The organism is Pseudonocardia wallangbongensis, from assembly GCF_054486945.1.
On the sequence record NZ_JBRERS010000003.1, the window covers coordinates 659,228 to 683,719 of the forward strand.

The 24,492-nt window shown below is 73.4% G+C and carries 26 protein-coding genes; 8 read left to right on the plus strand and 18 right to left on the minus strand.

The features are described from left to right. Nucleotides 1–2 precede the first annotated feature (2 nt). Entirely contained in the window at nt 3–1,457 is a 1,455-nt protein-coding gene (locus tag ACU436_RS14385) for a DUF4333 domain-containing protein (protein WP_459025391.1), read from the minus strand. Nucleotides 1,458–1,545: 88 nt separating this feature from the next. After that, on the minus strand, nt 1,546–4,305 hold the full coding sequence (locus ACU436_RS14390) for a DEAD/DEAH box helicase (protein ID WP_459025705.1): 2,760 nt from the start codon (nt 4,303–4,305) through the stop codon (nt 1,546–1,548). Nucleotides 4,306–4,373: 68 nt separating this feature from the next. Between ACU436_RS14390 and ACU436_RS14395 the strand changes: the two genes are divergently transcribed. Next, nucleotides 4,374–4,505, plus strand: coding sequence for a hypothetical protein (locus tag ACU436_RS14395; RefSeq protein WP_459025728.1), 132 nt, complete (start codon nt 4,374–4,376; stop codon nt 4,503–4,505). Nucleotides 4,506–4,556: 51 nt separating this feature from the next. Here the strand turns inward: ACU436_RS14395 and ACU436_RS14400 are convergent, their stop codons facing one another. Then, on the minus strand, nt 4,557–5,477 hold the full coding sequence (locus ACU436_RS14400; protein WP_459025393.1) for a DsbA family oxidoreductase: 921 nt from the start codon (nt 5,475–5,477) through the stop codon (nt 4,557–4,559). Nucleotides 5,478–5,534: 57 nt separating this feature from the next. Between ACU436_RS14400 and ACU436_RS14405 the strand changes: the two genes are divergently transcribed. Both ACU436_RS14405 and ACU436_RS14410 read left to right on the plus strand, forming a co-directional pair. Then, nucleotides 5,535–6,092 carry a TetR/AcrR family transcriptional regulator gene (locus tag ACU436_RS14405; RefSeq protein WP_459025395.1) on the plus strand — a complete coding sequence of 186 codons (558 nt, stop codon included), beginning with the start codon at nt 5,535–5,537 and terminating at the stop codon, nt 6,090–6,092. Nucleotides 6,093–6,253: 161 nt separating this feature from the next. Beyond that, the gene (locus tag ACU436_RS14410) at nt 6,254–6,589 is read left to right on the plus strand and encodes a DUF1330 domain-containing protein (RefSeq protein WP_459025397.1); all 336 of its coding nucleotides are present in this window, start codon (nt 6,254–6,256) and stop codon (nt 6,587–6,589) included. On the opposite strand, the gene tatC is transcribed toward ACU436_RS14410, so the two are convergent. From tatC to pafA, 6 genes are read right to left on the minus strand one after another with little or no spacing between them, the layout of a single operon-like run. Beyond that, nucleotides 6,582–7,541: a twin-arginine translocase subunit TatC gene (gene tatC / locus ACU436_RS14415; protein WP_459025398.1), complete on the minus strand. Its 960-nt coding sequence runs from the start codon at nt 7,539–7,541 to the stop codon at nt 6,582–6,584. The two genes, ACU436_RS14410 and tatC, sit on opposite strands and share 8 nt — an antisense overlap. Nucleotides 7,542–7,551: 10 nt before the next feature. Continuing rightward, nucleotides 7,552–7,857 carry a Sec-independent protein translocase subunit TatA gene (tatA, locus tag ACU436_RS14420; protein WP_459025400.1) on the minus strand — a complete coding sequence of 102 codons (306 nt, stop codon included), beginning with the start codon at nt 7,855–7,857 and terminating at the stop codon, nt 7,552–7,554. A gap of 54 nt (nt 7,858–7,911) precedes the next feature. Then, nucleotides 7,912–8,085: a hypothetical protein gene (locus ACU436_RS14425; protein ID WP_459025402.1), complete on the minus strand. Its 174-nt coding sequence runs from the start codon at nt 8,083–8,085 to the stop codon at nt 7,912–7,914. A 7-nt stretch (nt 8,086–8,092) separates the two neighbouring features. After that, complete coding sequence (locus ACU436_RS14430; RefSeq protein ID WP_459025404.1) at nt 8,093–9,064, minus strand: helix-turn-helix transcriptional regulator; 972 nt, start codon at nt 9,062–9,064, stop codon at nt 8,093–8,095. Next, nucleotides 9,061–10,056: a helix-turn-helix transcriptional regulator gene (locus ACU436_RS14435; RefSeq protein ID WP_459025406.1), complete on the minus strand. Its 996-nt coding sequence runs from the start codon at nt 10,054–10,056 to the stop codon at nt 9,061–9,063. The genes ACU436_RS14430 and ACU436_RS14435 overlap by 4 nt, the downstream gene beginning before the upstream one ends. Nucleotides 10,057–10,113: 57 nt before the next feature. Continuing rightward, a complete protein-coding gene (gene pafA / locus ACU436_RS14440) occupies nt 10,114–11,475 on the minus strand; it encodes a Pup--protein ligase (protein ID WP_459025408.1) in 1,362 nt (453 codons plus the stop codon). A gap of 110 nt (nt 11,476–11,585) precedes the next feature. On the opposite strand from pafA, the gene ACU436_RS14445 reads away from it, so the two are divergent. Together ACU436_RS14445 and ACU436_RS14450 are read left to right on the plus strand one after the other, a co-directional pair. Beyond that, entirely contained in the window at nt 11,586–13,133 is a 1,548-nt protein-coding gene (locus ACU436_RS14445) for a phosphatase PAP2 family protein (RefSeq protein ID WP_459025410.1), read from the plus strand. Beyond that, the gene (locus ACU436_RS14450) at nt 13,130–14,590 is read left to right on the plus strand and encodes a serine hydrolase domain-containing protein (RefSeq protein ID WP_459025412.1); all 1,461 of its coding nucleotides are present in this window, start codon (nt 13,130–13,132) and stop codon (nt 14,588–14,590) included. Before ACU436_RS14445 ends, ACU436_RS14450 begins: the two co-directional genes overlap by 4 nt. Here ACU436_RS14450 and ACU436_RS14455 read toward each other — a convergent pair. The 6 genes from ACU436_RS14455 to ACU436_RS14480 all read right to left on the minus strand — a co-directional run bounded on the left by ACU436_RS14455 (nt 14,568) and on the right by ACU436_RS14480 (nt 18,794). Beyond that, nucleotides 14,568–14,942 (minus strand): VOC family protein, encoded by a 375-nt coding sequence (locus tag ACU436_RS14455; protein WP_459025414.1) that lies wholly within the window; start codon nt 14,940–14,942, stop codon nt 14,568–14,570. The genes ACU436_RS14450 and ACU436_RS14455 overlap by 23 nt on opposite strands. A gap of 33 nt (nt 14,943–14,975) precedes the next feature. Next, nucleotides 14,976–15,764: a proteasome subunit alpha gene (prcA, locus tag ACU436_RS14460; protein ID WP_459025415.1), complete on the minus strand. Its 789-nt coding sequence runs from the start codon at nt 15,762–15,764 to the stop codon at nt 14,976–14,978. 46 nt (nt 15,765–15,810) lie between these two features. Then, nucleotides 15,811–16,680 (minus strand): proteasome subunit beta, encoded by an 870-nt coding sequence (gene prcB, locus ACU436_RS14465; RefSeq protein ID WP_459025417.1) that lies wholly within the window; start codon nt 16,678–16,680, stop codon nt 15,811–15,813. Between the two features lie 70 nt (nt 16,681–16,750). Beyond that, entirely contained in the window at nt 16,751–16,948 is a 198-nt protein-coding gene (locus ACU436_RS14470) for a ubiquitin-like protein Pup (RefSeq protein WP_459025419.1), read from the minus strand. A gap of 149 nt (nt 16,949–17,097) precedes the next feature. Next, nucleotides 17,098–18,597, minus strand: coding sequence for a depupylase/deamidase Dop (dop, locus tag ACU436_RS14475; protein WP_459025707.1), 1,500 nt, complete (start codon nt 18,595–18,597; stop codon nt 17,098–17,100). Nucleotides 18,598–18,650: 53 nt separating this feature from the next. Then, nucleotides 18,651–18,794, minus strand: coding sequence for a hypothetical protein (locus ACU436_RS14480; RefSeq protein ID WP_459025421.1), 144 nt, complete (start codon nt 18,792–18,794; stop codon nt 18,651–18,653). Between the two features lie 16 nt (nt 18,795–18,810). Between ACU436_RS14480 and ACU436_RS14485 the strand changes: the two genes are divergently transcribed. Together ACU436_RS14485 and ACU436_RS14490 are read left to right on the plus strand one after the other, a co-directional pair. After that, on the plus strand, nt 18,811–19,392 hold the full coding sequence (locus ACU436_RS14485; protein ID WP_459025422.1) for an NUDIX domain-containing protein: 582 nt from the start codon (nt 18,811–18,813) through the stop codon (nt 19,390–19,392). Further along, nucleotides 19,367–20,845: an amidase gene (locus tag ACU436_RS14490; RefSeq protein WP_459025424.1), complete on the plus strand. Its 1,479-nt coding sequence runs from the start codon at nt 19,367–19,369 to the stop codon at nt 20,843–20,845. The genes ACU436_RS14485 and ACU436_RS14490 overlap by 26 nt, the downstream gene beginning before the upstream one ends. On the opposite strand, the gene lpdA is transcribed toward ACU436_RS14490, so the two are convergent. Together lpdA and ACU436_RS14500 are read right to left on the minus strand one after the other, a co-directional pair. Continuing rightward, complete coding sequence (gene lpdA / locus ACU436_RS14495) at nt 20,835–22,244, minus strand: dihydrolipoyl dehydrogenase (RefSeq protein WP_459025426.1); 1,410 nt, start codon at nt 22,242–22,244, stop codon at nt 20,835–20,837. The two genes, ACU436_RS14490 and lpdA, sit on opposite strands and share 11 nt — an antisense overlap. A gap of 20 nt (nt 22,245–22,264) precedes the next feature. Beyond that, nucleotides 22,265–22,783, minus strand: coding sequence for a MarR family winged helix-turn-helix transcriptional regulator (locus tag ACU436_RS14500; RefSeq protein ID WP_459025428.1), 519 nt, complete (start codon nt 22,781–22,783; stop codon nt 22,265–22,267). Nucleotides 22,784–22,869: 86 nt separating this feature from the next. On the opposite strand from ACU436_RS14500, the gene ACU436_RS14505 reads away from it, so the two are divergent. Continuing rightward, nucleotides 22,870–23,433, plus strand: a complete 564-nt coding sequence (locus tag ACU436_RS14505) for a YceI family protein (RefSeq protein WP_459025430.1) — start codon at nt 22,870–22,872, stop codon at nt 23,431–23,433. Here the strand turns inward: ACU436_RS14505 and ACU436_RS14510 are convergent. Then, nucleotides 23,396–24,436, minus strand: a complete 1,041-nt coding sequence (locus tag ACU436_RS14510) for a LysR family transcriptional regulator (protein ID WP_459025432.1) — start codon at nt 24,434–24,436, stop codon at nt 23,396–23,398. The two genes, ACU436_RS14505 and ACU436_RS14510, sit on opposite strands and share 38 nt — an antisense overlap. Between the last annotated feature and the right edge of the window lie 56 nt (nt 24,437–24,492).

Here is a 24,492-nt window from a genome sequence, read left to right on the forward strand (position 1 = left end):
CGTCAAGCGGGCCGCCCGACCTCGTAGTTGCCGTCGGCACTCGTGATCTTGATCGGCACGCTGACCTGGTCGCCGTCGACCACGGCGGTGCACTCGAACGTGGCATCGGGCACGACCTGCTGACCGTCGGGGCAGGTGACCGACTGGACCTCGAGGTCGTAGTCCTGCGCGAGGACCTGCTGCACCCCGTCCTGCACGGCGGCGGCGTCGAGCACCCGGGTGTTGAAGAAGCCGGGGCTCACGAAGCCGAGCACCCCGACCACCAGGAGCACGACCACCACGACGCCGGCACCGATGATCAGCGGCATCCGGCTCTTCGCCCCACCCGACGCCTGCGCCTCCGGGTGCGACGGGTAGCCCGGGCCCCACGGCTGCTGCTGACCGTCCGGACGGCCGCCCCACTGCTGGCCGGGCTGCTGACCTGCGCCCTGCTGCTGACCCCATCCGGCCTGCTGGCCCGCCCACGGGGACTGCTGGCCCGCCTGCTGCTGGCCGTACGGGGCCTGCCCGTAGGGCTGCTGACCCGGCTGGCCGTACGGGGCCTGCTGACCCTGCTGGCTCTGCTGTCCTTGCTGGCCCCACTGCGGCTGCCCGAACTGCTGCGTGGGCTGCTGGCCGTACTGGCCCTGCTGAGTACCGGGCTGCTGAGTACCGGGCTGCTGAGTACCGGGCTGCGGAGTACCGGGCTGCGGAGTACCGGGCTGCGGAGTACCGGGCTGCGGAGCGGCCTGCTGCTGAGCACCGTACGGCTGCCCGTATGCCTGCTGGCCGTAGCCGGGCTGCGCCGTCCCGTAGGGACCCTGTTGGCCGGCGTACGGCTGCTGCTGCCCGGGCGGCGCGAACGGCGAGGGCTGCTGACCCTGCTGACCCTGCTGACCCTGCTGACCCTGCTGACCCTGCTGACCCTGCTGTGCCTGCTGTGGCTGCGTGTGCTGGACCGCGCCCGGCTGCTGGCCCGGGTGCTGCTGACCCGGCTGGGCCTGCGCCGCGCCGTAGTGCTGCTCGGGTGACGCGTACGGCGAGATGGCGACCTGCGTCTGGTCGGCCGCCCCCCACCCCTGCTGCGGCTGCTGCTGTTGCTGCTGCGGCGCCTCGTCGGCCTCCGGCGCCCCCTGCGCCGGGACGATCGTGGTGGCGTCAGCGGTGTCGACCGCCTGCGGCTGCTCGGGCGGAGCCTCCTCGGACCTGAACAGGTCGACCTCGCCGCCCTCGTCCTCGGCAGGCTTGCGCTCCTGCGGCGGCTCCTGCTGCTCGCCCGCGTCCTGCCGAGGCACCTCGCTCGTCTCGGGCGCGTTCCACTCCTGCTGCGGGACGGCGCGGGTCTCCTCGCTGGGCCGCTGCTGCCCCTCCTGCGGGGCCCCCCACCCGCCTTGCGGCTGCTGCTGGCCCCACGCGGGCTGCTCGGCAGGCTGCTGCGGCGCGCCCTGTGGCGGCTGCGGTCCCTGTGGCGTACTCATCGCGGGCCTTCCCCCTGGAGACGTGCGGTCGGGCGATCAAAGCACAGGGCGTCCAACGGGCACAGAGCCGGTCGGCCCTTCGGCCCAATCATCCGGTCCCGACCGCGACGACGCCGCGGCGGATCGTCGAGATCGCGGTGGCCGCCGCCCGGCCGACCCCGCTGCCACGCCCCGCGACCGCGGCAACCTGGTCGAGCAGGTCCAGCACCTGCCGGCACCAGCGCACGAAATCGCCCGCCGAAAGCTCCACCCCGTTCTGTTCTGCGGCGGTGAGTACGGCCGCGAGGGACTCGCCGCGCGCCCACCGGTGCATGGGCCACGCGAAGCCGAGGTCCGGTTCGCGCGTGCGCTCGACCTTGTGCCGGCGCTCGTCACCCTCCAGCTCGGCCCACAGGCGCACGGTGGCCGCCAACGCGTCGGACACCGCGCCGGAGGGCACCCGCGGCATCGCCCCGTGGTCGCGGCGCGACTCGTAGACCAGCGCCGACACGACCGATGCCAGCTCGGAGGGCTCCAGGCCGTCCCATGCGCCGTGACGCAGGCACTCGGCCGTGAGCAGGTCCGACTCACCCCACAGCCGCGCCAACCGCTCGCCGTGCTCGGTGACGTGCTCCTCGTCGAGGTAGCCGCGCTCGGCGAGCAGCGCCCGGATCCGGTCGAACGCGCGGGCGAGGGAATGGGTGGTGGCGCGCACCTTCTGCCGCAGCTGCTCGGTGTCCCGCTCCAGCCGTGCGTGGCGGTCGGCCCACCGGGCGTGGGCCTCGCGGTCGGCGCATCCGTGGCAGGGGTGGGCGCGCAGGGCGCGGCGCAGCGTGGCCAGCTCCGGGTCGTCCACGGCGCCGCCACGCGCCCGCCGCCGCTCGGTCGGGGGTGCGACGATCCCGGTGTTGCGCAGCGACGAGGCCAGGTCGCGGCGCACGCGCGGAACCCGGTGGTCCATCCGCTTCGGCAGCCGCATGCGGCCCAGCGGCTCGACGGGCGCCGGGAAGTCGGCGGCCGAGAGCCGCCCCGCCCAGCGGTCCTCGTTGAGCACGAGCGGGCGCGGGTCGCCGTCGCTGCCGATTCCGGGGTCGAGCACGACGGCGAGGCCGGCGCGGCGTCCGGACGGTACGGAGATCACGTCGCCCGGCCGCAGGGCGCGCAGCGAGTCGGCGGCGGCCTCGCGCCGCTCCGCCACCCCGTGCCGGGACAGCGCCTTCTCCCGCTCCGTCACGCGCCGGCGCAGCGCCGCGTACTCGCGGAAGTCGCCCAGGTGGCAGTCGAGGGACTTCGCGTAGCCCGCGAGCGCCTCGACGTTGCGCTCGATCCGGCGGGCGAGCCCCACCACCGACCGGTCGGCCTGGAACTGCCCGAACGACAGCTCGAGGAGCTCTCGCGCGTCCTCGGTGCCCAACCGGCCCACCAGGTTGACGGCCATGTTGTAGCCGGGCCGGAAGGAGCTGCGCAGGGGGTACGTGCGGGTGGAGGCGAGCCCGGCGACCTGCTCGGGGTCGACCCCGGGCTGCCAGACCACGACCGCGTGGCCCTCCACGTCGATGCCGCGGCGTCCCGCCCGGCCCGTCAGCTGGGTGTACTCACCGGGCGTGAGCTCGGCGTGGGACTCGCCGTTGTACTTGACCAGCCGCTCCAGCACGACCGTGCGCGCCGGCATGTTGATCCCCAGCGCGAGCGTCTCGGTGGCGAACACGGCGCGTACCAGCCCGCGGACGAACAGTTCCTCCACGGTCTCCTTGAACGCGGGCAACATCCCCGCGTGGTGAGCGGCGATGCCGCGCTCGAGCGCCTCGCGCCACTCCCAGTAGCCCAGCACGGCCAGGTCGGCCTGCGGGAGCTCGGCGGTGCGCCGCTCGACGGTGCGCCGGATCTCCTCGGCCTCGTCCTGGGTGGTGAGCCGCAGCCCGGACCGCACGCACTGGCCGACCGCGGCGTCGCACCCGGCGCGGCTGAACACGAAGGTGATCGCCGGGAGGAGGGCCTCCCGGTCGAGCCGGTCGATCACGGTGGTGCGCGACGGCGGCCGGAACCCGCTGCGCCGCGACAACCCCGTGCGTCCGCGGCCGCGGCCGCCGCGGTCCCACTGGGCCATGGAGCTCTGCCGGTCGAGCTCGCGGGTGTGGCGGACGAGGTCCGGGTCGACCTCCAGCTCACCCGCGGCGGACTCGCCGGCGAACAGGTCGAGCAGCCGGTTGCCCACCATCATGTGCTGCCACAGCGGCACCGGCCGGTGCTCGTCGACGACGACGGCGGTGTCGCCGCGCACGGTGACCAGCCAGTCGCCGAACTCCTCGGCGTTGCTCACGGTGGCCGACAGGCTGACGAGCGCCACGTGCTCGGGCAGCTGGAGGATGACCTCCTCCCAGACCGCTCCGCGGAACCGGTCCGCGAGGTAGTGGACCTCGTCCATCACCACGTAACCGAGGTGCTCCAGCTGCCGGGACCCGGAGTAGATCATGTTGCGCAGCACCTCGGTGGTCATCACGACCACCTGGGCGTCGCCGTTGATCGCCTGGTCGCCGGTGAGCAGCCCCACCGCGGCCGCGCCGTGCCGCTCCACGAGGTCCGCGTACTTCTGGTTCGACAGCGCCTTGATCGGCGTCGTGTAGAAGCACTTCTGCCCCTGCGCGAGCGCGAGGTGCACGGCGAACTCGCCGACGACCGTCTTCCCGGAACCGGTCGGGGCGCATACGAGCACGCCGTGACCGTCCTCCAGGGCGGCACACGCGGTGTGCTGGAAACCGTCGAGCTCGAACGGGAGCGTCTGCACGAACTCGGTGAGCCGGGGACGTGCGGCGCGGCTCCGAGCGGCGGCGTAGGCGTCCGCCGGAGCAGACTGGCTGCTGGCCACGATCTCCAGGTTTCCACATGCCCGGCGAGCCGACCGGAGTGCCTGCTCACAAGGGCTGGCACGATCGTCCCATGAGTGCCTCCCTGCCCGATGTCGCGCCCGGATTCGCCGCGCTGCGGCTGGACCCGTGGCGGGTGCGGGTCCAGCCGGCGCCGGTGCTGCTGGAGGGCAGGGTCGACCTGGTGCGGGAGTGGCGAGGCTGACGGCCGGCCGTTCCGAGCTGATCTTGCGGACGGGTTCGCCCCTACGGTGGATCAGCTCGCGTACGCCGGCACCAGGGCGCCACTCAGCCGCATGTGCGGCTGCGCTTCCTCGTGCCGGCCGAGCCGTTGCAGGGTCCGACCGAGCAGGACGTGGGCGTAGGCGTCGTCCGGGCGCTCCGCCACCAGCTCCTCCAGGGCCGTGCGGGCCCGGCCCAGCTGCGCCGAGGCGTACCAGGCGCGGGCGGCGAGCGTGCGCACGGACCGGTCGTCCGCGTGCTCGTCGAGCAGCGGGCGGAGCAGGACGAGGGCGCCGAGCGGGTCGCGCTGCTCGAGCAGCGACTCGGCCCACCGGAAGCGCTCGACCTCGGCCGGCACCCGACGGTGCTCGGCGCCCCCGGCGAGGAACTCCGCGATCACCTCGGGCGGCTGGGCGCCGGCCAGCGCCCGATCCCCGGCGACGATCGTCGGCGAGGTCCGGATACCGCGGGCCCTGCCCACCAGGAGCAGCTCACGCACCCGCTCCTCACCGGCGTTCCCGTCGAGGAGCGCCGGTCCGTCCGGGAACACCTCGCGAACGACGTCGGCCAGGACCTCTCGGTCGCTGATGTCCACCGCGTCGACGAAGTGGGCCCGCAGCAGCGCCTCCACCACCGCGTCCTGGACCCCGGCCGGCTCGGCCAGCGCGATCAGCCGGTGGGCGTCGTGGCTGCTCGCGCGCCAGGCGGCACCCCAGCGTGGCCCGATGCCCTCCCGGGCGGCGATGCGGGCCATGCCCGGCCCGTTCTCCACCGGCGTGGCGGCGGCCAGGGCCTCCGCGAGCGGGACGGCGGGCAGCGGCGCGGCCGGGTCGATCCGGTACGGCCGCCACACGATCTCGACCGGCTCGCCGAGAGCGGCGACGGTGCGCTCGACCCGCCGCTTGCCGATGTAGGCCCACGGGCAGACGACGTCCATCCAGATCTCGATGCGCATGGCTCCCACGATACACGACATGTGTCGTTTAAACGACGCATGTCGTAGACTGTCGACGTGCCGCCCGATGATCCCCGCGCCCGTCGCACCCGTACGAGCCTGCGATCCGCCGCGCTCGAACTGGCGGGCGAACGCGACCCGGCCGGCGTCACGCTCTCAGCGGTCGCGACCCGGGCCGGCATCAACCGCGCCACCGTCTACCTGCACTACCCCGATCTCGACGCCCTCTTCGCCGACGCGATGGAGGACGCGGTCGCCACCGTCGCGCGGGCCGCGCAGCTGTGCCCGCTCGACGCGCCCCCCGGCAGCGCTCCCCCGCCGCTCGTGGAGCTGTTCGAGCACGTGCGGGCCCATGCCACGCTCTACGCCCGCATGCTCGGCCCGCAGGGCAGCGCCCGCTTCGCCGCCCGGTTGCGCGAGGCACTGGGCGAGGCACTCATGGAGCGGTTCCGGGCCGGCGCGCGGCCGGCGCCGGCGGACGAGGTGCCGATCGGGGTGCACGCCGCCTACCTCGCGGGCGCCCTGGCCGGGGTGATCGCACACTGCGCCACGGGCGAGCCGCGGCCCGCCGCCGACACCGCGAGGGCCACCTGGCAGCTCCTCGCCCGCGCCTGACCGGCTCCGGGACGCCCGTTCAGCCGGTCCACCGACCACGACGATGCCGGTGCCGAGTGGCGGGAGCAGCGAGGGATCACCGTGCTGGGCGGGCACGGATAGCTCGCCGGGCGACCTGGGAGGTAATCGACCGGCCTCCGCCCGCGGGCGAGGGTGGGCACATGACCACTTACGCAGTCGCCCACATGAAGACCGTCCGGAAGGGCCCCGCGGTCGTCGAGTACCTGCAGCGGATCGACGCCACGCTCGCCCCGTTCGCGGGCCGGTTCCTGGTGCACGGGGACGAGCCGGACGTGCTGGAGGGCGATTTCCCCGGCCACCTCATCGTGATCGGGTTCCCGACCCGCGCGCAGGCCGAGGGCTGGTACGCCTCACCCGCCTACCGGGAGATCCTCCCGCTGCGGCTGGAGAACTCGACCGGGCCGGCGATCCTCGTGGACGGGGTCGGGCCCGACCACGTCGCCACCGACGTGCTGGGCCGAGGCCGGGTCAGGTGACGTCGTCGAGCCGCTTGGCGTCGAGCCCGCTCGGGCTCGTGTCGATGCTGCTCGGCGCGGTGTCGATCGCGCTGGCGCCGGTGTCGATCGGGCTCGGAGCGTCGGGGTCCCACTCGTCCCAACCCTCGGCGGCCCGCTGCCGGGCGCGGCGGCGGTCGTTCAGGCGGCTGATCTGGATCGCCAGCTCGAACAGCAGCACGAGGGCGAGGGCGAGCGCGATCATCGAGATCGGGTCCTGGCCCGGCGTGGCGATCGCGGCGAACACGAAGAGGCCGAAGGTCAGCCCGCGCCGCCAGGCCTTGAGCTTGGCGTAGCTGAGCACGCCGGCGACGTTCAGCATCACCACGAACAGGGGGAGCTCGAAGCTCACCCCGAAGATCAGTAGCAGGGCGATGACGAACGAGAAGTACAGGTCACCCGACAGCGCGGTGGTCTGGATCTCCGAGCCGATGGTGAGCAGGAAGGCCAGGCCCTGGCTGATGACCGCGTAGGCCAGCACGGCACCGGCCACGAACAGCACCGACGCCACCGCCACGAACGACAGGGCGTAGCGCCGCTCGTTGGCGTGCAGCCCCGGCACGACGAACGCCCAGATCTGGTAGAGCCAGATCGGGCAGGCCAGCACGACACCCGCGGTGGCCCCGACCTTCAGGCGCAGCGTGAACTGGTCGAACGGCCCGGTGCCGAGCAGCGTGCAGGCCCCGTCCGCGGTGAACACCGCCCGCGAGGACGCCGGAAGCGCGCAGTACGGCGCCTTCAACAGTTCGCCGAGGCTGGGCAGCGTGTAGATCGGGACGGCGAACCAGATGTAGCCGAAGACCGTGGTGATCACGATGGCGACGAGCGCGACCGTGATCCGGTTGCGCAGCTCGTACAGGTGGTCGACGAGCGACATCGTGCCGTCGGGGCTCTTCGGTCTCTTACCGGCCCGACGGATCGGGAATCCTGCCACCGCGCTGGGTCTACTGGGCGGAGGTGCTGCCCGAGCCCGGCTGGGACGCGCGCGACGACTCGGGGGTCTTCTCCGCGGGCTTCACCTGGCTCTCGGTGAGCGCCTTCGGCTCCGCGGTCGCGGGCTGGGCAGTTGCGGGCTCGTCGGCCGGCGCGTCGGACTTCGACCCGTCGTCCTTCATGCCCTTCATCTCGCCCTTGAACACCCGGGCGGACTGACCGATGGACCGGGCCATGTCCGGCAGGCGCTTGGCACCGAACAGGAGCACCAGGACCCCGATGAGGATCACCAGCTCCCAGCCGCCGAGGTTCGGCATGATTATCGTCCTTCCGCCGTGAAGAGTCCTTGCGAAGTCTACGCGGGACGCGGCTCAGGTCGATCCGCGTCGTCGCTCGCCGGCCAGGTCGCGCAGCACGGCGGCACGTTCCGCCACGGCCGCCCGCAACGCCGCGTTGGCCCGGGCGAACCGCCGCACGGGTGGGAGCACGAGCACCAGCAACACCACGAGCAGCACGATCCCCACGCCGGCCGTGAGCATAGCCATCAACACGTCACCCGTCCCCCCAGTCCCGATCCACCGCGTCGAGCGCCTCCCGCGCCCGCGCGGCCACGGCCTCCACCAGCTCCGGCGGCTCGATCAGCCGCGCCCCGCCCCCGAGGCCCAGCACCAGCCGGACCAGCCAGGCGGGATCCGCGAAGCGCAGCTGCACCTGCACCCGCTCCTCGCCGAGCTCCACGACGTCGTCCACGGGGTAGTACTCGGCCACCCAGCGCACCTCCCGCTCCAGCAGCAGCACCGCCGACCGGTGCTCCGCGCTGGGCCGGAACAGGCCCTCGGACACGTCCGTCGGCTCCGCGTCCGGCGGCGGCGCGGCGGGCTCGTCGAGCACGGCGACGTCCTCGACCCGGTCGAGCCGGAACAGCCGCACGGCCTCGGCCCGCCGGCACCACGCCTCCAGGTAGCCGCGGCCGTCGACGATGAGCAGCCGCATCGGGTCGATCGTCCGCTGGGAGACGGCGTCGCGCCCCGCCGTGTAGTAGACGATCCGCAGGGCCTTGCCCGCCGCGAGCGCGTGCCGCACCGCGGCCGTCGTGGCGGCCTCCTCGCGGGTCGGCCCGTCCATCGCCACGCCGGCGAGCCCCGCGTCGCCCACGGCCCGCTCCACCTTCGCGGCCGCCCGCCGCACCGCCTCCGTGTCGGCGACGCCGGGGACGTCCGCCAGCGTGCGCAACGCCATCAGCAGCGCCGTCGCCTCCGAGGTGGTGAGCCGCAACGGGCGGCGCATACCGGCGTCGTGGGTGACGGTGACGGTGTCGCCGGAGAAGGACAGGTCGACCAGGTCGCCCGGGCCGTAGCCGGGCAGGCCGCACATCCAGAGCAGCTCGAGGTCGCGCCGCAGCTGCTTCTCGGAGATCCCGAAGTCGTCCGCCGCCTCGACGACCGGGATGCCGGGGCGCGCGAGCAGGTAGGGCACGAGCGAGAGCAACCGCGGCAGCCGCTCCGTCACACCACCGGTACTCATGTTGTTCGGGCCAGCGGCTCGGTGTGCGCCGCCACCGCGGCGGCCCAGTTCGCCCGCACGGCGGCGGCGAGGGCCTGCGGAGCCAGCACGGCCACGTCCCGGCCGTGGCCGGCCACCCACCGGGCGAGGGTCTCCACGTTGCGCAGGTCGAGCTCCACCTCGTCGCCCGCCCGCCCGGCGTGGGCGCGCCGGCCCGCGACGCGGCCGAGGCGGCGCAGGCCGTGCGCGCGGCCGTCGGCGACCCAGACCCGGGCGGTCTCGGTGGCCGGCGGCGGGTCGACGCCGTCGCGGACCATCCCCATCAGGTCGACGCCCTCGGGCGCCCGCACCGCGCCGGCCGGCCCGATCGCCGTGACCGGCTCCATGATCCGCGAGATGCGGAAGCAGCGGGGCGCGGCGCGGTCGCGGTCGTAGCAGCACAGGTACCAGCGCCCGCGCCACGACACCACGCCCCACGGCTCCACGGTGCGCTTCTGGACCGGCCCGCCGACGCCGCCGCGCTGGTGGTCGAACGTGACGGCCCGCCCGGCCCGCACCGCGGCGAGCAGCGGGGTGAACGCCGGGTCGGCGGCGCGCACGCGTGGCTGCACCCGCCCCTGCTCCTCGTCGACCTCGACGCCGGCGGCCCGCAGCTTGACCAGCGCGCTGTGCGCCGGCATCGCGAGCTCGGGGGAATCCCAGAGCCGCGCCGCCAGCGCGACGGCGGCGGCCTCGTCCGGCTCGAGGTCGATCTCACCGAGCTCGTAGTCCTGGCGGGCGATCCGGTAGCCGTCGACGGCGTCGAAGCTCGACAGCCTTCCGGTCTCGAGGGGAACGCCGAGCTCGCGCAGCTCGGACTTGTCGCGCTCGAACATCCGGAAGAACGCCTCGTCGCTCCGGACGTCCGCGTACCCGGGCACGATCTTGCGGATCCGTTCCGCCGTGAGGAACTGCCGCGTGGACAGCAGGCAGAGAACCAGGTTCACCAGCCGCTCGGCCCGGGCAGAGGACACGCAGGCATCGTACGACCGAGCGGCTCCGGCGCGTGGCCGACCGGCGGTACCCGGCCCCTACAACGACGCGATCAGGCGCTCCACGCGCTCGTCGACGGCCCGGAACGGGTCCTTGCACAGCACGGTGCGCTGGGCCTGGTCGTTGAGCTTGAGGTGCACCCAGTCGACGGTGAAGTCGCGCCCGGCGGCCTGGGCGGCGGCGATGAAGTCGCCGCGCAGCTTCGCGCGGGTGGTCTGGGGTGGGGTGTCCTTGGCCGCCTCGATCTCGCCGTCGTCGGTGACGCGGTCGACCATGCCCTTGCGCTGCAGGAGGTCGAAGAGGCCCCGGCCGCGGCGGATGTCGTGGTAGGCGAGGTCGAGCTGGGCGATCCGGGGGCTGGCGAGGTCCATGTTGTTGCGCTCGCGGTAGCGCTCGACGAGCCGGTGCTTGATGGCCCAGTCGATCTCGCGGTCGATCAGCGACAGGTCCCCGCTCTCGACGGCGTCGAGCGCCCGGCCCCACAGCTCGACCACGCGCGGGATGGTGGGGTCGGCGCTGCCCCGGGTGCGGACGTGCTCGACGGCCTTGGCGTGGTACTCGCGCTGGATGTCCAGCGCGCTCGCCTCGCGCCCACCGGCGAGCCGGACGGTGCGCCGGCCGGTGAGGTCGTGGCTGATCTCGCGGATGGCGCGGATCGGGTTGTCGAGGGTGAAGTCGCGGAACTGGACGCCTGCCTCGATCATCTCCAGCACGAGCGTGGCCGCCCCGACCTTGAGCAGGGTGGTGACCTCGGACATGTTGGAGTCGCCCACGATGACGTGCAGGCGGCGGTAGCGCTCGGCGTCCGCGTGCGGCTCGTCGCGCGTGTTGATGATGGGCCGGGACCGGGTGGTGGCGCTGGAGACGCCCTCCCAGATGTGCTCGGCCCGCTGGGACAGGCAGTACACGGCGCCGCGCGGGGTCTGCAGGACCTTCCCGGCGCCGCAGATCAGCTGCCGGGTGACGAGGAACGGCAGCAGCACGTCGGCGATCCGGGAGAACTCGCCTGCCCTGGCGACCAGGTAGTTCTCGTGGCAGCCGTAGGAGTTGCCCGCGGAGTCGGTGTTGTTCTTGAAAAGGTAGATGTCGCCGCCGATGCCCTCGTCGACCAGCCGGCGCTCCGCGTCGACGAGGAGGTCCTCGAGGATCCGCTCCCCCGCCTTGTCGTGGGAGACGAGCTGGGCGAGCGAGTCGCACTCGGCGGTGGCGTACTCGGGATGGCTGCCGACGTCGAGGTAGAGCCGGGCGCCGTTGCGCAGGAAGACGTTCGACGACCGCCCCCACGACACCACCCTGCGGAACAAGTAGCGCGCCACCTCGTCGGGCGACAGGCGCCGCTGCCCGTGGAAGGTGCACGTGACCCCGAACTCGGTCTCGACGCCGTAGATCCGCCGCTGCATCCGGCAAGCGTAAGCGGAGAGAGCCGGGTCGTGTTACGCCTGTGACCGACTGGCCGTGTCGTGTCCTTCCTCCGGCCGCCCCATATGGGCCATGTGCGTAGTGTCTAGCCGTGCTGCCATGGATCCGGCGGGTCACGGACGACGTGGTCGACGCCGATCGCGCGGTGTCGCGCACGATCGCGGCGCTGCCGCCGACCCCGTTCGACACCGCCATGAAGACGGTCTCGACCGTCGCCAACCACAGCCTGCTGTGGTTCTTCGTCGCCGCGATCCTGGCGGCCCGGCGCGGCGCGAACCGGAAGGGGGCGGCCCGCGGCGTGCTGGCCATCGCCGGGGCGAGTGCCACGGCGAACGGGCTGCTCAAGCCGCTGTTGCCGCGCCGCCGTCCGGCCGCCGCCGAGCTGCCCGCCTACCAGACCCTCCGCAACCCCCCGACGTCGTCGTCGTTCCCGTCCGGGCACGCCGCGTCCGCGGCCGCGTTCGCCACCGCCGTGGCGATGGAGAGCCCGAGGCTGGGGCTCGCGGTCGCCCCGCTCGCCGCGTCCGTGGCCTACTCGCGGGTGCACGTCGGCGTCCACTGGGCCACCGACGTGGTGGCGGGTGCCGCCGTCGGCAGCGGGATCGCGCTGGCCACGCACCGCTGGTGGCCCGCGCGGCCCAGCGACGAGGCGCGGGCCCGGCCGCTCGGCGCCGTGCCGGAGCTGCCCGACGGCGACGGTCTGGTGCTCGTGTCCAACCAGCGCTCCGGCGACCCGGACTACGATCCGGCGGCCGACCTGCAGAAGAGGTTGCCCGCCGCCGACGTGCTGCGCGCCACCCCCGACCGGGACATCGACGAGCAGCTCGAGGCCGCCGTCGAGGAGCGCGGCACGTGGGTGCGGGCGATCGGTGTCGCGGGTGGCGACGGGTCGGTGGCCGCCGCGGCGACGGTGGCGGGACGCCGGGACCTGCCGCTGGTCGTGGTGCCCACGGGCACGCTCAACCACTTCGCCCGCGACGTCGGCGTGTACGACATGCAGGAGGCGGTGGACGCCACCGGGGCGGGTGAGGCCGTCGCCGTCGACCTCGGGCTGGTCGACGTCCACCCGGGCCACGGCACCGACCCGCGCAGCGGCGACGTGGTGCGCCGGCGCCACTTCCTCAACACCGCGAGCCTGGGCTCCTACCCGGACCTGGTGCGGCTGCGCGAGAAGTGGCAGGGCCGCTGGGGCAAGTGGCCCGCGTTCGCCGCCGCGCTCGTGGTGGTGCTGCACCGCGCCGAGCCCGTGCGGATCCGGGTGGACGGCCGCTGGCTCGCGGTCTGGCTGCTGTTCGTCGGCAACGGGCCCTACCACCCGCGCGGCATGGTGCCGGCCTGGCGCCCGTCGCTCGACTCCGGGCTGCTCGACGTGCGGTGGCTGCGCGCGGACATCCGCTTCTCCCGGCTGCGGGCCGTGGTCGCGCTGCTCCTGGGCGCGCTCGGGCACAGCCGCGTCTACCACCAGCGCGAGGTCGGCGAGCTCGACATCGAGCTGGCGGTGCCCGGCATGCTCGCCACCGACGGTGAGGTGGTCGAGAGGGCCGGGCGGTTCACGTTCCGGGTGGCCGAGCGGCGGGTGCCGGTGTACCGCCGCCAGGAGGACAACTGGAGCGGCCGGGACCGCCCCTTCCTCGGATGAGGGCCCGCAGCCTGGCGGCAGCCGGTGCGGCCGCGTGCGTCCTCGCCGTGCTCCCCGCCCCGGCGGCCGCCGCCGAGCCCGGGGAGCCCGACGCGGCGACCATCGCCGCGGTCGTGCAGGCCCACATCGGGGCCACCCGGCTCCCCGGCGCGGCGGTCGCGGTGGTCCACGACGGCCGGGTCGTGCACGTCGGCGGGTACGGCCACGACTCCCGCGGGGAGCCGGTCACCGAGAAGACGCCGATGTGGCTCGGCGGGGTCTCCGAGTCGTTCACCGCGATGCTCCTGGCGGAGCTGGCCGGGCCCGGGTTCGTCCCGCTGGACGACCCGGTCGTCGAGCACCTGCCCGAGTTCACCACGGCCGACCCGCGGTCCGCGCAGATCACCGTGCGGCAGCTGCTGAGCCACACCTCCGGCCTGCCCGCCACCCAGGGCGCGCCGGGTGGTCGCCCGCGGTCGCTGCAGGAGGCGGTGGCCGGGCTGCGCGACGTCGCGCTCGTCGCCGCGCCCGGCGAGCGGCGCGTGCGCAGCGAGGCCGGCTACTGGGTGGCCGCCCGGCTCGTGGAGGTGGCGACGGAGCGCCCGTTCGACACGCTCCTCTGGGACCGGGTGCTCTTCCAGACCGGGATGCTCGCCACCACGGCCGTCGCCGGCACGCGGGACCTCGTGCCCGGCCTCGCGGACGGGCACGACCGGTTCCTCGGCGTCAGCCGGGCGCAGGCGGAGCCCGACCGGTTCGTCGACGGGTCGGGCGGCATCGTCAGCCCGGCGGAGGACGTGGCCACCTGGTTGGCCTTCAACGCCGGCAACGGCCTGCGCACGGTGATGATGGGCGACGGGCTGCGCGAGGTGCAGCGGCTCGGGTGGGAGGACCGCTCCGGCGGGGCCGGACCCCCGGAGATGGTGCTGCGCGGGCGCACCGCCACCGCGTCGGCCACGCTGGTGCTGCTGCCCGAGACCCGTTACGGCGTCGCGGTACTCGCGAACAGCCGCGAGCCCCTGGACGGCGGGACCGGCGCGGGCCCCAGCGAGGTCGACGACCTCGCCGACGCGCTGGTGGCCCTCACCCGGGGCGCCCCGCCGCCCGCTCCCGGCCTGCCGCTCGCGTTCCTCACGGAGCTGTTCCTGGTGGCCGTCGGCGCGGCGGCGATGCTCGCCGCAGCCCTGGCGGTGGTGCGGTCCCGGAGGTGGGCGCGGCGCCGGAGCGCCGGACGGCCGGTGCTACGGCTCGTCCCGTACGTGGTGCCGCTGCTGCTGCTCCCCGTGCTGCCGCGCGCCGCAGCCCCGCTGGTGGGTGGCGACACCTTCCACGACCTCGCCGAGGTGTGGCCCACGGCCCTCGTCGCGGCGGAGGTGGTCGCGGCCGCCGGGGCGGTGGTGGTGGCCACGAGGCTCCTCGCGCTGGCCCGCCTGCGCCACAGCGGCGGCCGGGGCGTCACCCCCCGTACGGAACCGTGAGCACCTCCAGGAAGTGGCCTTCGGGCGACTCGAAGTAGAGTCCGCGCCCGCCGTCGTTCGTGTTGAAGCCCGGGCTGCGCCGGCCGGGGTCGGCCCAGGTCTGCAGCCCGCGCTCACGCAGCCGTGCGGCGACGGCGTCGAACTCGTCCTCGCTGATCAGGAAGGCGTAGTGCTGGGTGGTGACCTCGCCGTCGACGTCCATGAAGTCGAGGCTGACGCCGTTCTGGAGCTCGACGACCGCGAACGGGCCGAAGGACTGCGGCTGCGGTAAGCCGAGGACCTCGCTGACGAACCGCGCGCCGGCCCGTTTGTCGTGGGTGGAGACGATGGTGTGGTTCAGTTGGACGGCCATGCGCCCAGCATGGAACCTGGAGCCCGGTTCAGGTCAAGAGCCGTTCACCGCTCCGCTGCCCGCCGGGGCGTCGTCGCCGCCCGTCTCGGCCCGTGGCCCGCCGCTCACGGCCCGGTTGGCCTCGGGGAGCAGGTCGCTCAGGACGGTGCCGGTGATGCGGCGGAAGGTGCGGCGCGGACGGGCGCGATCGAGAACGGCGACCTCCAGCGCACCGACGGCGAGCGCCTCGGTGGTGCTGCCGCCGTTGGCGGCCGAACCCGCCTGCAGCGCCTCCACCGCGATCGCGATGGCCTCGCCGAGCTCCAACCCGCTCCGGTAGGTCTCCTTGAGCTTGGTGCTGATCGGCTCGGTGGTGCCACCCATCACGACGAACTGCGGCTCGTCGGTGATGGAGCCGTCGTAGGTGATCCGGTAGAGCTGGTCGGAGCCGGTGTCGGCGCCGACCTCGGCGAGGCACAGCTCCACCTCGTAGGGCTTCTGCTGCTCGACGAAGGACGTGCCCAGGAGCTGGGCGTAGCCGTTGGCGAGCCCGCGCCCGGTGACGTCGCGCCGGTCGTAGGTGTAGCCGCGCAGGTCGGCGTGGCGGATGCCGGCGGTGCGCAGGTTGTCGAACTCGTTGTAGCGGCCCACCGCGGCGAACCCGATGCGGTCGTAGATCTCCGAGACCTTGTGCAGGGCGGTGGAGCGGTTCTCGGCGACGAACAGCACGCCGCCGGTGTAGGTGAGCACGACGACGCTGCGGCCGCGGGCGATGCCCTTGCGCGCCAGCTCCGAGCGGTCGCGCAGGAGCTGGTCGACCGACGAGTAGAACGGCATCGTCACGGGAGGAACTCCTGGTGCGTCGAGGGGGAGCGGATCACGGGGCGGGTCATCCCCCGGGGTTCTCGGTGCGGCCCGCGACGACCTCGCGCGCGACCGCCTCGATCTCCTCCTCGGGCCGGCGCACCGCACCGTCCGGTCCGGTGATGCTCGCGACCACGGGGAAGATGCGGCGGGTGAGGTCGGGGCCGCCGGTGGCGGTGTCGTCGTCGGCGGCGTCGTAGAGCGCCTCGACGGCGGTGCGGACGGCGCCCGCGAGGTCGGCGGCCGGGTCGTAGCGCTTCTTCAGCGCGGACTTCGCGTACACCGAGCCGGACCCGATCGCGTGGTAGCCCAGCAGCTCGTCGTAGCGGCCGCCCGCGGCGTCGTAGGTGATGATCCGACCCGCCTGCGCCGGCTCGGCGTCGACGTCGTACCCGACGAGGATCGGCACGACGACGAACCCCTGCATGGCGGCGGGCAGGTTGGCCTGGACCATGCCTGCGAGCTTGTTGGCCTTGCCGTCCAGCGAGAGCGACACGCCCTCGGTCTTCTCGTAGTGCTCCAGGTCGACGCTGAACAGCCGCACCAGCTGCAGGCCGTTGGCGGCCGTGCCGGCGAAACCGACCGCGGAGTACGTGTCGGTGAGGAACACCTTCTCGATGTCGCGCTGGGCGATCACGTTGCCCTGCGTGGCCCGCCGGTCGCCCGCGAGCACCACGCCCTCGGAGAACGTGAGCGCGACGATCGTGGTGCCGTGCGGGACCTCGAGCGCTCCAGCCACACCGGTGGCGGCAGGCACGGCGCCCGGCGGCACCCGGCCCGGCATCAGGTGCGGTGCGGTGGCGGCGACGAAGTCGGTGAACGACGTGACGCCGGGGGCGAGGTACGCGCCCAGGCCGGTAGGCACGCCGAGGGGCGGACGCTCGGGGAACGTCATGGTCAGGTGAGAGCCCTTCTCCGTGCGGGTGCGATGACGGTGTGGTGCCGGTGGCCGGGTGCCGGGGCGGCTACTCGCCGCCCTTCTGCACGTAGGCCCGGACGAAGTCCTCGGCGTTCTCCTCGAGCACGTCGTCGATCTCGTCGAGGATGGTGTCGACGTCCTCGCCGAGCTTCTCACGCCGCTCCTGGCCTGCTCCAGCGGCGTCGGCACCCTCTTCGTCGTCGCCGCCGCCACCGCCCTGGCGCTTGGTCTGCTCCTGCGACATCGTGAATCCTCCTCGCGCCTGCCCGGCCACCGCTGCCGTCCTGCATGCGGTGCGCCGGATCGGTGTAGGTGAACACTACCTAGCGGATCCGCAACACGCCCGGGATTGCGGGCGGGCCGATGGGCGCGTCGACGCCCGTTCCGGGCATGTCAGCCGCGGGTGAGCGCCTCGACGAGCTCCTCGGCCGTGCGGGATCGATCCAGCAGCTCCCCCACGTGCCGGCGCGTGCCGCGCAGGGGTTCGAGCGTGGGGATCCGCACCAGCGACTCGCGACCGAGGTCGAAGATCACCGAGTCCCACGAGGCGGCGGCCACCTCCGCGGGGTAGCGCTCCAGGCAGCGGCCGCGGAAGTACGCGCGGGTGTCGTCGGGCGGGCGGTGCATCGCCGCCACGACGTCGTCCTCGGAGACGAGGCGCTTCATCGACCCCCGCGTGGCGAGCCGGTTGTACAGGCCCTTGGCCATGCGGACGTCGGTGTACTGCAGGTCGACCAGCGCGAGGCGCCCGGAGTTCCAGTTCAGGCCGTCGCGCCCGCGGTATCCCTCGAGCAGCCGCAGCTTCGCGGTCCAGTCCAGGCGGTCGGCCGTGCTCATCGGGTCGCGGGCGAGGTCGTCGAGCACCTCCCCCCAGAGCGTGAGCACCTCGGCCGTGGCGTCGTCGACGTCGGCGCCGAGGGTGTTCTCGACGTGCTTCTGGGCCTTCTCGAAGTACGCGCGCTGCACGTCGAGGGCGGTCATCTTCCGGCCGTCGGTGAGCTCGACCAGCGTCTTGAGACCGGGGTCGTGGCTGATCCGGTGGACCGAGCGCACCGGCTCGGACAGCCGCAGCTCGTCGAACCGCACCCCGGCCTCGATCATGTCCAGCACCAGCGCTGTGGTGCCGACCTTGAGCAGCGTGGAGTACTCGCTCATGTTGGCGTCGCCGATGATGACGTGCAGGCGGCGGTACTTGTCGGCGTCGGCGTGCGGCTCGTCGCGGGTGTTGATGATGCCGCGCTTGAGCGTGGTCTCCAGCCCGACCTCGACCTCGATGTAGTCGCTGCGCTGGGCGATCTGGTAGCCGGCGTCGTCGCCCGTGGAGCCCAGCCCGACCCGCCCCGCCCCGCAGACCACCTGGCGCGTGACGAAGAACGGCATGAGCCCCGCGACGATGGACGGGAACGTCGTCTGCCGGGACATGAGGTAGTTCTCGTGCGAGCCGTAGCTCGCGCCCTTGCCGTCGACGTTGTTCTTGTACAGCTGGATCCGCGGCGCCCCGGGCACCGTGGCGGCCCGCTCTGCCGCCTCCTCCATCACCCGCTCGCCCGCCTTGTCCCAGATCACCACGTCGCGCGGGGTGGTGACCTCAGGCGTGGAGAACTCCGGGTGGGCGTGGTCGACGTAGAGCCGGGCGCCGTTGGTCAGGATGACGTTGGCGGCACCCAGGTCGTCCAGCTCGGACTCGGCGGGGTTGTGCATCGTGGGCGCCGACAGGTCGAAGCCGCGCGCGTCGCGCAGCGGCGACTCCACCTCGTAGTCCCACCGGGCGCGCCGCGACCGCGGGATGTCGGCGGCGGCCGCGTAGGCGAGCACCACCTGCGTGGAGGTGATCACGGGGTTCGCGGTGGGGTCGCCCGGGACCGAGATCCCGTACTCGACCTCCGTGCCCATGATCCGGCGGGCGGTCACGAGACGGCCTCGACGTGCGCACTCATACCACGAGCCTAGCCGCCGGAGAACGGTCGCAGCGTCGGGTGGACGAGGTCGAGGTCGCGCGACACCGACTCCTCGGCCCAGACGACGCGAGCCGCGACCGCGTCGAACGGTTGCTCGCGAACCCGTACGCACCGCGGGCCGACCACGAGCACGGGCGATGATGGCCGCATGCAGGACGCGGACGAACCGGTCGCCCGCTACGACGCGGCCGGGCACGAGATCGGCGTGGCGCCCCGCGGCGTCGTCTACCGGGACGGGCTGTGGCACGCGAGCACCGGCGTGCTGGTCCTCCAGGGGACGGAAGCCGGCGGAGCCGGCGGGGTGGGTGAGCACAGCGGGAACGGCGAGCGCGTCTACCTGCACCGCCGCTCGCCCGAGAAGCTGATCTTCCCGGGGTGCTACGACTGCTGGGCGGGCGGCGTGCTGGGGCCCGGCGAATCGCCCGACGCCGCCGCGGCCCGCGAGCTCGACGAGGAGCTGGGCGTGCGGGGGGTCCCGCTGACCCCGATCGGCCGCCTCGCCTACGACGACGGCGCGGTGCGCTACCACCTCTTCCTCTACGAGGCGCGCTGGGACGGGCCGCTCACCCACCAGCCCGAGGAGGTGGTCTGGGGCGGCTGGGTGACGCTGCCGGAGCTGCGGGGCGTCCTCGACGACCCGGACCGCCCGTTCGCCCCGGACGGACGGGTGGCGATCGAACGCTGGTTCGCGGTAGGCAGGGAAGATGGACACGGGGAAGCAGGGCGCTGAACTGCCGTACCGGACCGCGACGGAGCTCGTCGACGAGATGGCCGCGGGCGCCGTGTCGGCGGTGGAGCTCGCCGAGGAGGCCATCGCACGCATCGAGCGGTACGACGGGTCCCTGAACGCGGTCTGCGTGCCCGACTTCGAGCGGGCGCTCGACGCCGCGCGGGCCGCCGACGCCGCCCGTGCCCGTGGCGAGGCGCGGCCGCTCCTCGGGGTGCCGATGACGGTCAAGGAGTCGTTCAACGTGGCCGGGTTGCCCACCACGTGGGGCCTGCCGGAGTTCGCCGGGTTCGTCCCCGACGCCGACGCGGTGGCCGTGGAGCGGCTGAAGGCGGCCGGCGCCGTCGTGCTGGGCAAGACGAACGTGCCGCTCGCCCTCGGCGACATGCAGAGCTACAACGCGATCTACGGGACGACCCGCAACCCGTGGGACCCGGAACGCACCCCCGGCGGGTCGTCGGGCGGGTCGGCCGCGGCGCTCGCGGCCGGGTACGGCGCGCTGTCGATCGGCTCGGACATCGGCGGTTCCCTGCGCAACCCGGCGCACTACTGCGGCATCCACGCCCACAAGCCGTCCCTCGGGCTGCTGGCGTCCCGCGGGCACACGCCGCCGGGGGTCCCGGCGCTGCCGGCCGAGGGCGACCTGGGGGTGATCGGACCGATGGCGCGCAGCGCGGCGGACCTCGCGCTCGCGCTGGACGTCCTCGCCGGCCCCGACGAGCTCGGCAACGGCATCGCCTACCGGCTCGCGCTCCCGCCCGCCCGGCACACCCGGCTGGCCGACCACCGGGTGCTGGTCGTCGACACGCACCCGCTGATCCCTTCGGCGTCGAGCGTGCGCGCCGCGATCGCCCGGTTCGCCGACAACCTGGCCGCGGCGGGTGCGAAGGTCGAGCGGGAGAGCCCGCTGCTGCCGGACCAGGCGGAGGCGGCCCGCATCTACATGCGCCTGCTGCTGTCGTTCCTGGGATCGCAGTACCCGCCCGACGTCTACGAGCGGGTACGCGCGGACGCCGCCCGGCTCGATGCGGACGACCGGGGCCTCGTCGCGGAGCGCGCCCGCGGCGTGGTGCTCAGCCACCGCGACTGGATCGCCGCCGACGGCGCGCGTGCCGTGCTTCGGCAGCGCTGGCGCGAGCTCTACGACGAGTTCGACGTGGTGGTGTACCCGGTCATGCCGACGCCCGCGTTCCCGCACGACCACAGCCCCATACCGACCCGCCGGATCAGCATCGACGGTGCCGACCACGACTACTTCAGCCAGATCGCGCTCGCCGGCGTGGCGACCCTCCCCGGCCTCCCGGCCACGTCGCTGCCCGTCGGCACGTCCGACGAGGGGCTGCCGATCGGGGTGCAGGCCATCGGCCCGATGTTCGGCGACCGCGCCACCATCCGGTTCGCCGAGCTGGTCGAGCGCGAGTTCGGCGGCTTCACGCCGCCGCCGCTCAGAGATTGATCATGTGGCCGGTGAGACCGTGGAACGCCTCCTGGAGCGCCTCGGACAGGGTCGGGTGGGCGTGCACGTTGCGGGCGAGCTCGTAGGCGGTGAGGTCCCACTTCTGGGCCAGGGTCAGCTCGGGCAGCAGCTCGGTGACCTCCGGGCCGATGAGGTGCCCGCCGAGGAGCTCGCCGTAGGTCTCGTCGGCCACGAGCTTGACGAACCCGCCCGGCTCGCCGAGGCCCTGCGCCTTCCCGTTGGCGGTGAACGGGAACTGGGCGACGGTGACCTTCCAGCCCTTCTCGTCGGCCAGCTCGCGGGCCTGCGCCTCGGTGTAGCCGAAGCTCGCGACCTGCGGGGTGCAGAACGTGGCCCGGGGCATCATCACGTAGTCCAGCGGCACGGTCTCGGCGCCCGCGATCGTCTCGGCGGCCACCACGCCCTGCGCCTCGCCGACGTGGGCGAGCATGAGCTTGGCCGTGACGTCGCCGATCGCGTAGATGTGCGGCACGTTGGTGCGCATGTGGTCGTCGATGGCGATCGCGCCGCGCTCGGTGAGCTGCACCCCGGTGTTCTCCAGGCCGTATCCCTCGACGCGCGGGCTGAACCCGATGGCCTGCAGCACCTTGTCGGCGTGCAGCTCCTTCGGCTGCCCGTCCTTGCCGGTGACGGTGACGGTGACCTGGTCGCCCGAGTCGTCGATCGAGTCCACGCGCGTGGAGGTGAGCACCTGCACGCCCAGCTTCCGGTAGTGCTTGGCCAGCTCCTTGGACACGTCGGCGTCCTCGAGCGGCAGCAGCCGGTCCAGGAACTCGACGATCGTGACCTCGACGCCGTAGTTGCGCAGGACGTAGGCGAACTCGACGCCGATCGCACCCGCGCCGGCGACGATGACGCTGCGCGGCAGCTCGCGGGTGAGGATCTGCTCCTCGTAGGTCACCACGCGGTCGGACAGCGAGGTGCCGGGCAGGAGCTTCGTCTCCGTCCCGGCGGCGATGATGGCGTCGTCGAAGGTGATCCGTTCGGTGCCGCCGTCGGCGAGCCGCACCTCGATCGTCGAGGCGTCGACGAAGGAGCCCCAGCCGTCCACCTCGGTGATCTTGTTCTTCTTCATGAGGTAGTGCACGCCCTTGACCCGGCCCTCGGCGACGGTCCGGCTGCGGTCGAAGGCCACGCCGAAGTCGAGCGAGATGTCGCCGGAGATGCCGAACGTCTTCGCCTCGGAGGTGAGGATGTGGGCCAGCTCGGCGTTGCGCAGGAGCGCCTTCGACGGGATGCAGCCGACGTTCAGGCACACCCCGCCCCAGTACTTCTTCTCCACCACGGCGACGCTGCGGCCGAGCTGCGCCGCGCGGATCGCCGCCACATACCCACCCGGACCCGCCCCGAGGACCACGACATCGACGTGAGTTGCCATGACAGCGACTCTAGGCTCCGTCAACGTGGCGGCTCGCGGCCAGTGGGCGTCCGCCGTTGATCGTCCACCGCGGGCCAGACCGGCCCGTTGGACAGGTGGTCGACGAGGGTGTCGCTGATCTCCCGCAGCGCCGCGACCTGCTCCGGGGAGAGCGCGTCGAACAGGCCGCGCCGCACCGCTTCGACGTGCGCCGGCGCGGCCTCCTGCAGGCCGGCCAGGCCGGCGTCGGTGAGCTCGGCGAGCTGACCGCGCTTGTCGTGCTCGCAGGGTTTGCGGCGCACCCAGCCGTTCTCCTCGAGCCGCGCCACGGCGTGCGAGATGCGGCTGCGCGACGACAGCGAGGTGGTGGCGAGGTCGCTCATCCGCAGTGTGCGTTCCGGAGCCTCGGACAGCCGCACGAGGATCTCGTAGTAGGCGTGCGGCAGACCGGAGTCCTGCTGCAGCTGCCGCTCGATGCCGTCGAAGAACAGGCGGGTGGCGGTCACGAAGCTGCGCCAGGCCCGCTGCTCGTCGTCGCCGAGCCACCGTGTGTCGGACACCACACCTCCGGAATAGTTGAACGCTCAGGTGCCTTTGGCTAGTATCGCTCTCAACAACTGAGAGTTCAACTACTTCGGGAGATCCGATGACCAGCCCAGCAACCACGTCGATCCCCGGCTACCTCGCGGGAACCTGGGACATCGACACGGCCCACTCCGACGTCTCCTTCACGGTCCGTCACATGATGGTCAGCAAGGTACGGGGTCGCTTCGGGACGTTCGCCGGCGAGATCGTCACGGGCGAGAGCCTGGGCGACTCCACCGTCAACGCCACCATCGACGCCACCTCGATCGACACCAACAACGAGCAGCGGGACGGGCACATCCGCTCGGCCGACTTCTTCGACGTCGAGAACCACCCGCAGTGGACCTTCCGCTCCACCGGCGTGCGCACCGACGACGGCGACCTGGTGCTCGACGGTGAGCTCACGATCAAGGGTGTGACCCGCCCGGTGGAGTTGGCGCTCGAGGTCAACGGCTTCGGCCCCGACGCCTGGGGCGGCACCCGGGCGGGCTTCTCCGCCTCCACCACCATCGACCGCAACGACTTCGGCGTCGACATCAAGATGCCGCTCGACGGCGGCGGCGTGGTCGTCAGCGACAAGGTGCAGCTCAGCCTGGAGATCGAGGGCGTGCTTCGCCAGGCGTGACCCGACCCCGATCCACGACGGCCCGGCCCCCCTCCCGTGAGGGCCGGGCCGTCGCCTGTGCGGGATCGAGCCACCGCGCCTGCTGCGGCAGCTCGGGCCGGGCACGCGCCGGGTCGGTGAGCGCCGCGACGAACGCCGCCCCGATCGGCGAGAGCGGGCGGGCGGCGGCCCGCACCACGGCCATCGTGCGGTGCGCCGCCGGCTCGTCCAGCACGACGTCGCGGACCCCGGCGAACCCCATCAGCGGGAGCACGAGGCCGGGCACGACGGACACGCCGAGGTCGGCGGCCACCAGGCCCGCCACCGCGGCGATGTTGCGGGCCGCCACCACCTGCCGCGGCACGACGCCCGCCACCGCGAACGAGGCGTCCACGTGCTGGCGGATGCTCGTCGTGCGGTCGAAGGCGATGAACGCCTCCCCCGCGAGCTCGCTCCACGACAGCACGTCGCGGCCTGCGAACCGGTGGGCGGGCGGCACGACGCAGCAGAACCGGTCGGTGGCCACCGGCGTGACCGCGAGGTCCCCGAGCGGGTCGGGTGTCTCCGACACGACCGTGACCGCCAGGTCGACGACGCCGCCGCGGACCCGCTCGAGGACCTCGTCGGACAGCGCGTCCTCGATCGACAGCTGCACCTCCGGACGCTCGGCGCGGAACGCCGAGACCACCCCGGGCAGCAGGATCGCGGCGAGCGAGGGCAGCGTGGCGATGCGCACCCGCCCCGTGCGACCCGCGAGGTAGCCCTCGACGTGCCGCAGCTCGGCCTCCACCGCGTCGACGGCGCGGCGGGCCGCGGCCACGACCTCGCGCCCGGCGGTCGTCGGCTCCAACCGGCGCGTGGTCCGTTCGAAGAGCGGCGTGCCCAGCCGCCGCTCCACCTCGGCCACCGTCCGGCTGAGCGAGGACTGGGCCACGAGCAGGTGCCGGGCCGCCGCGGTGAAGCTGCCGGCCTCGTGCACCGCCGCGATCACGCGCAGCTGCTGCAGCGTCAGATCCGTGCGCATGGTGCATGAATCTATCGAGAACCGGTGTTTGACGTGCATAACCAGTGTCGCAGAGG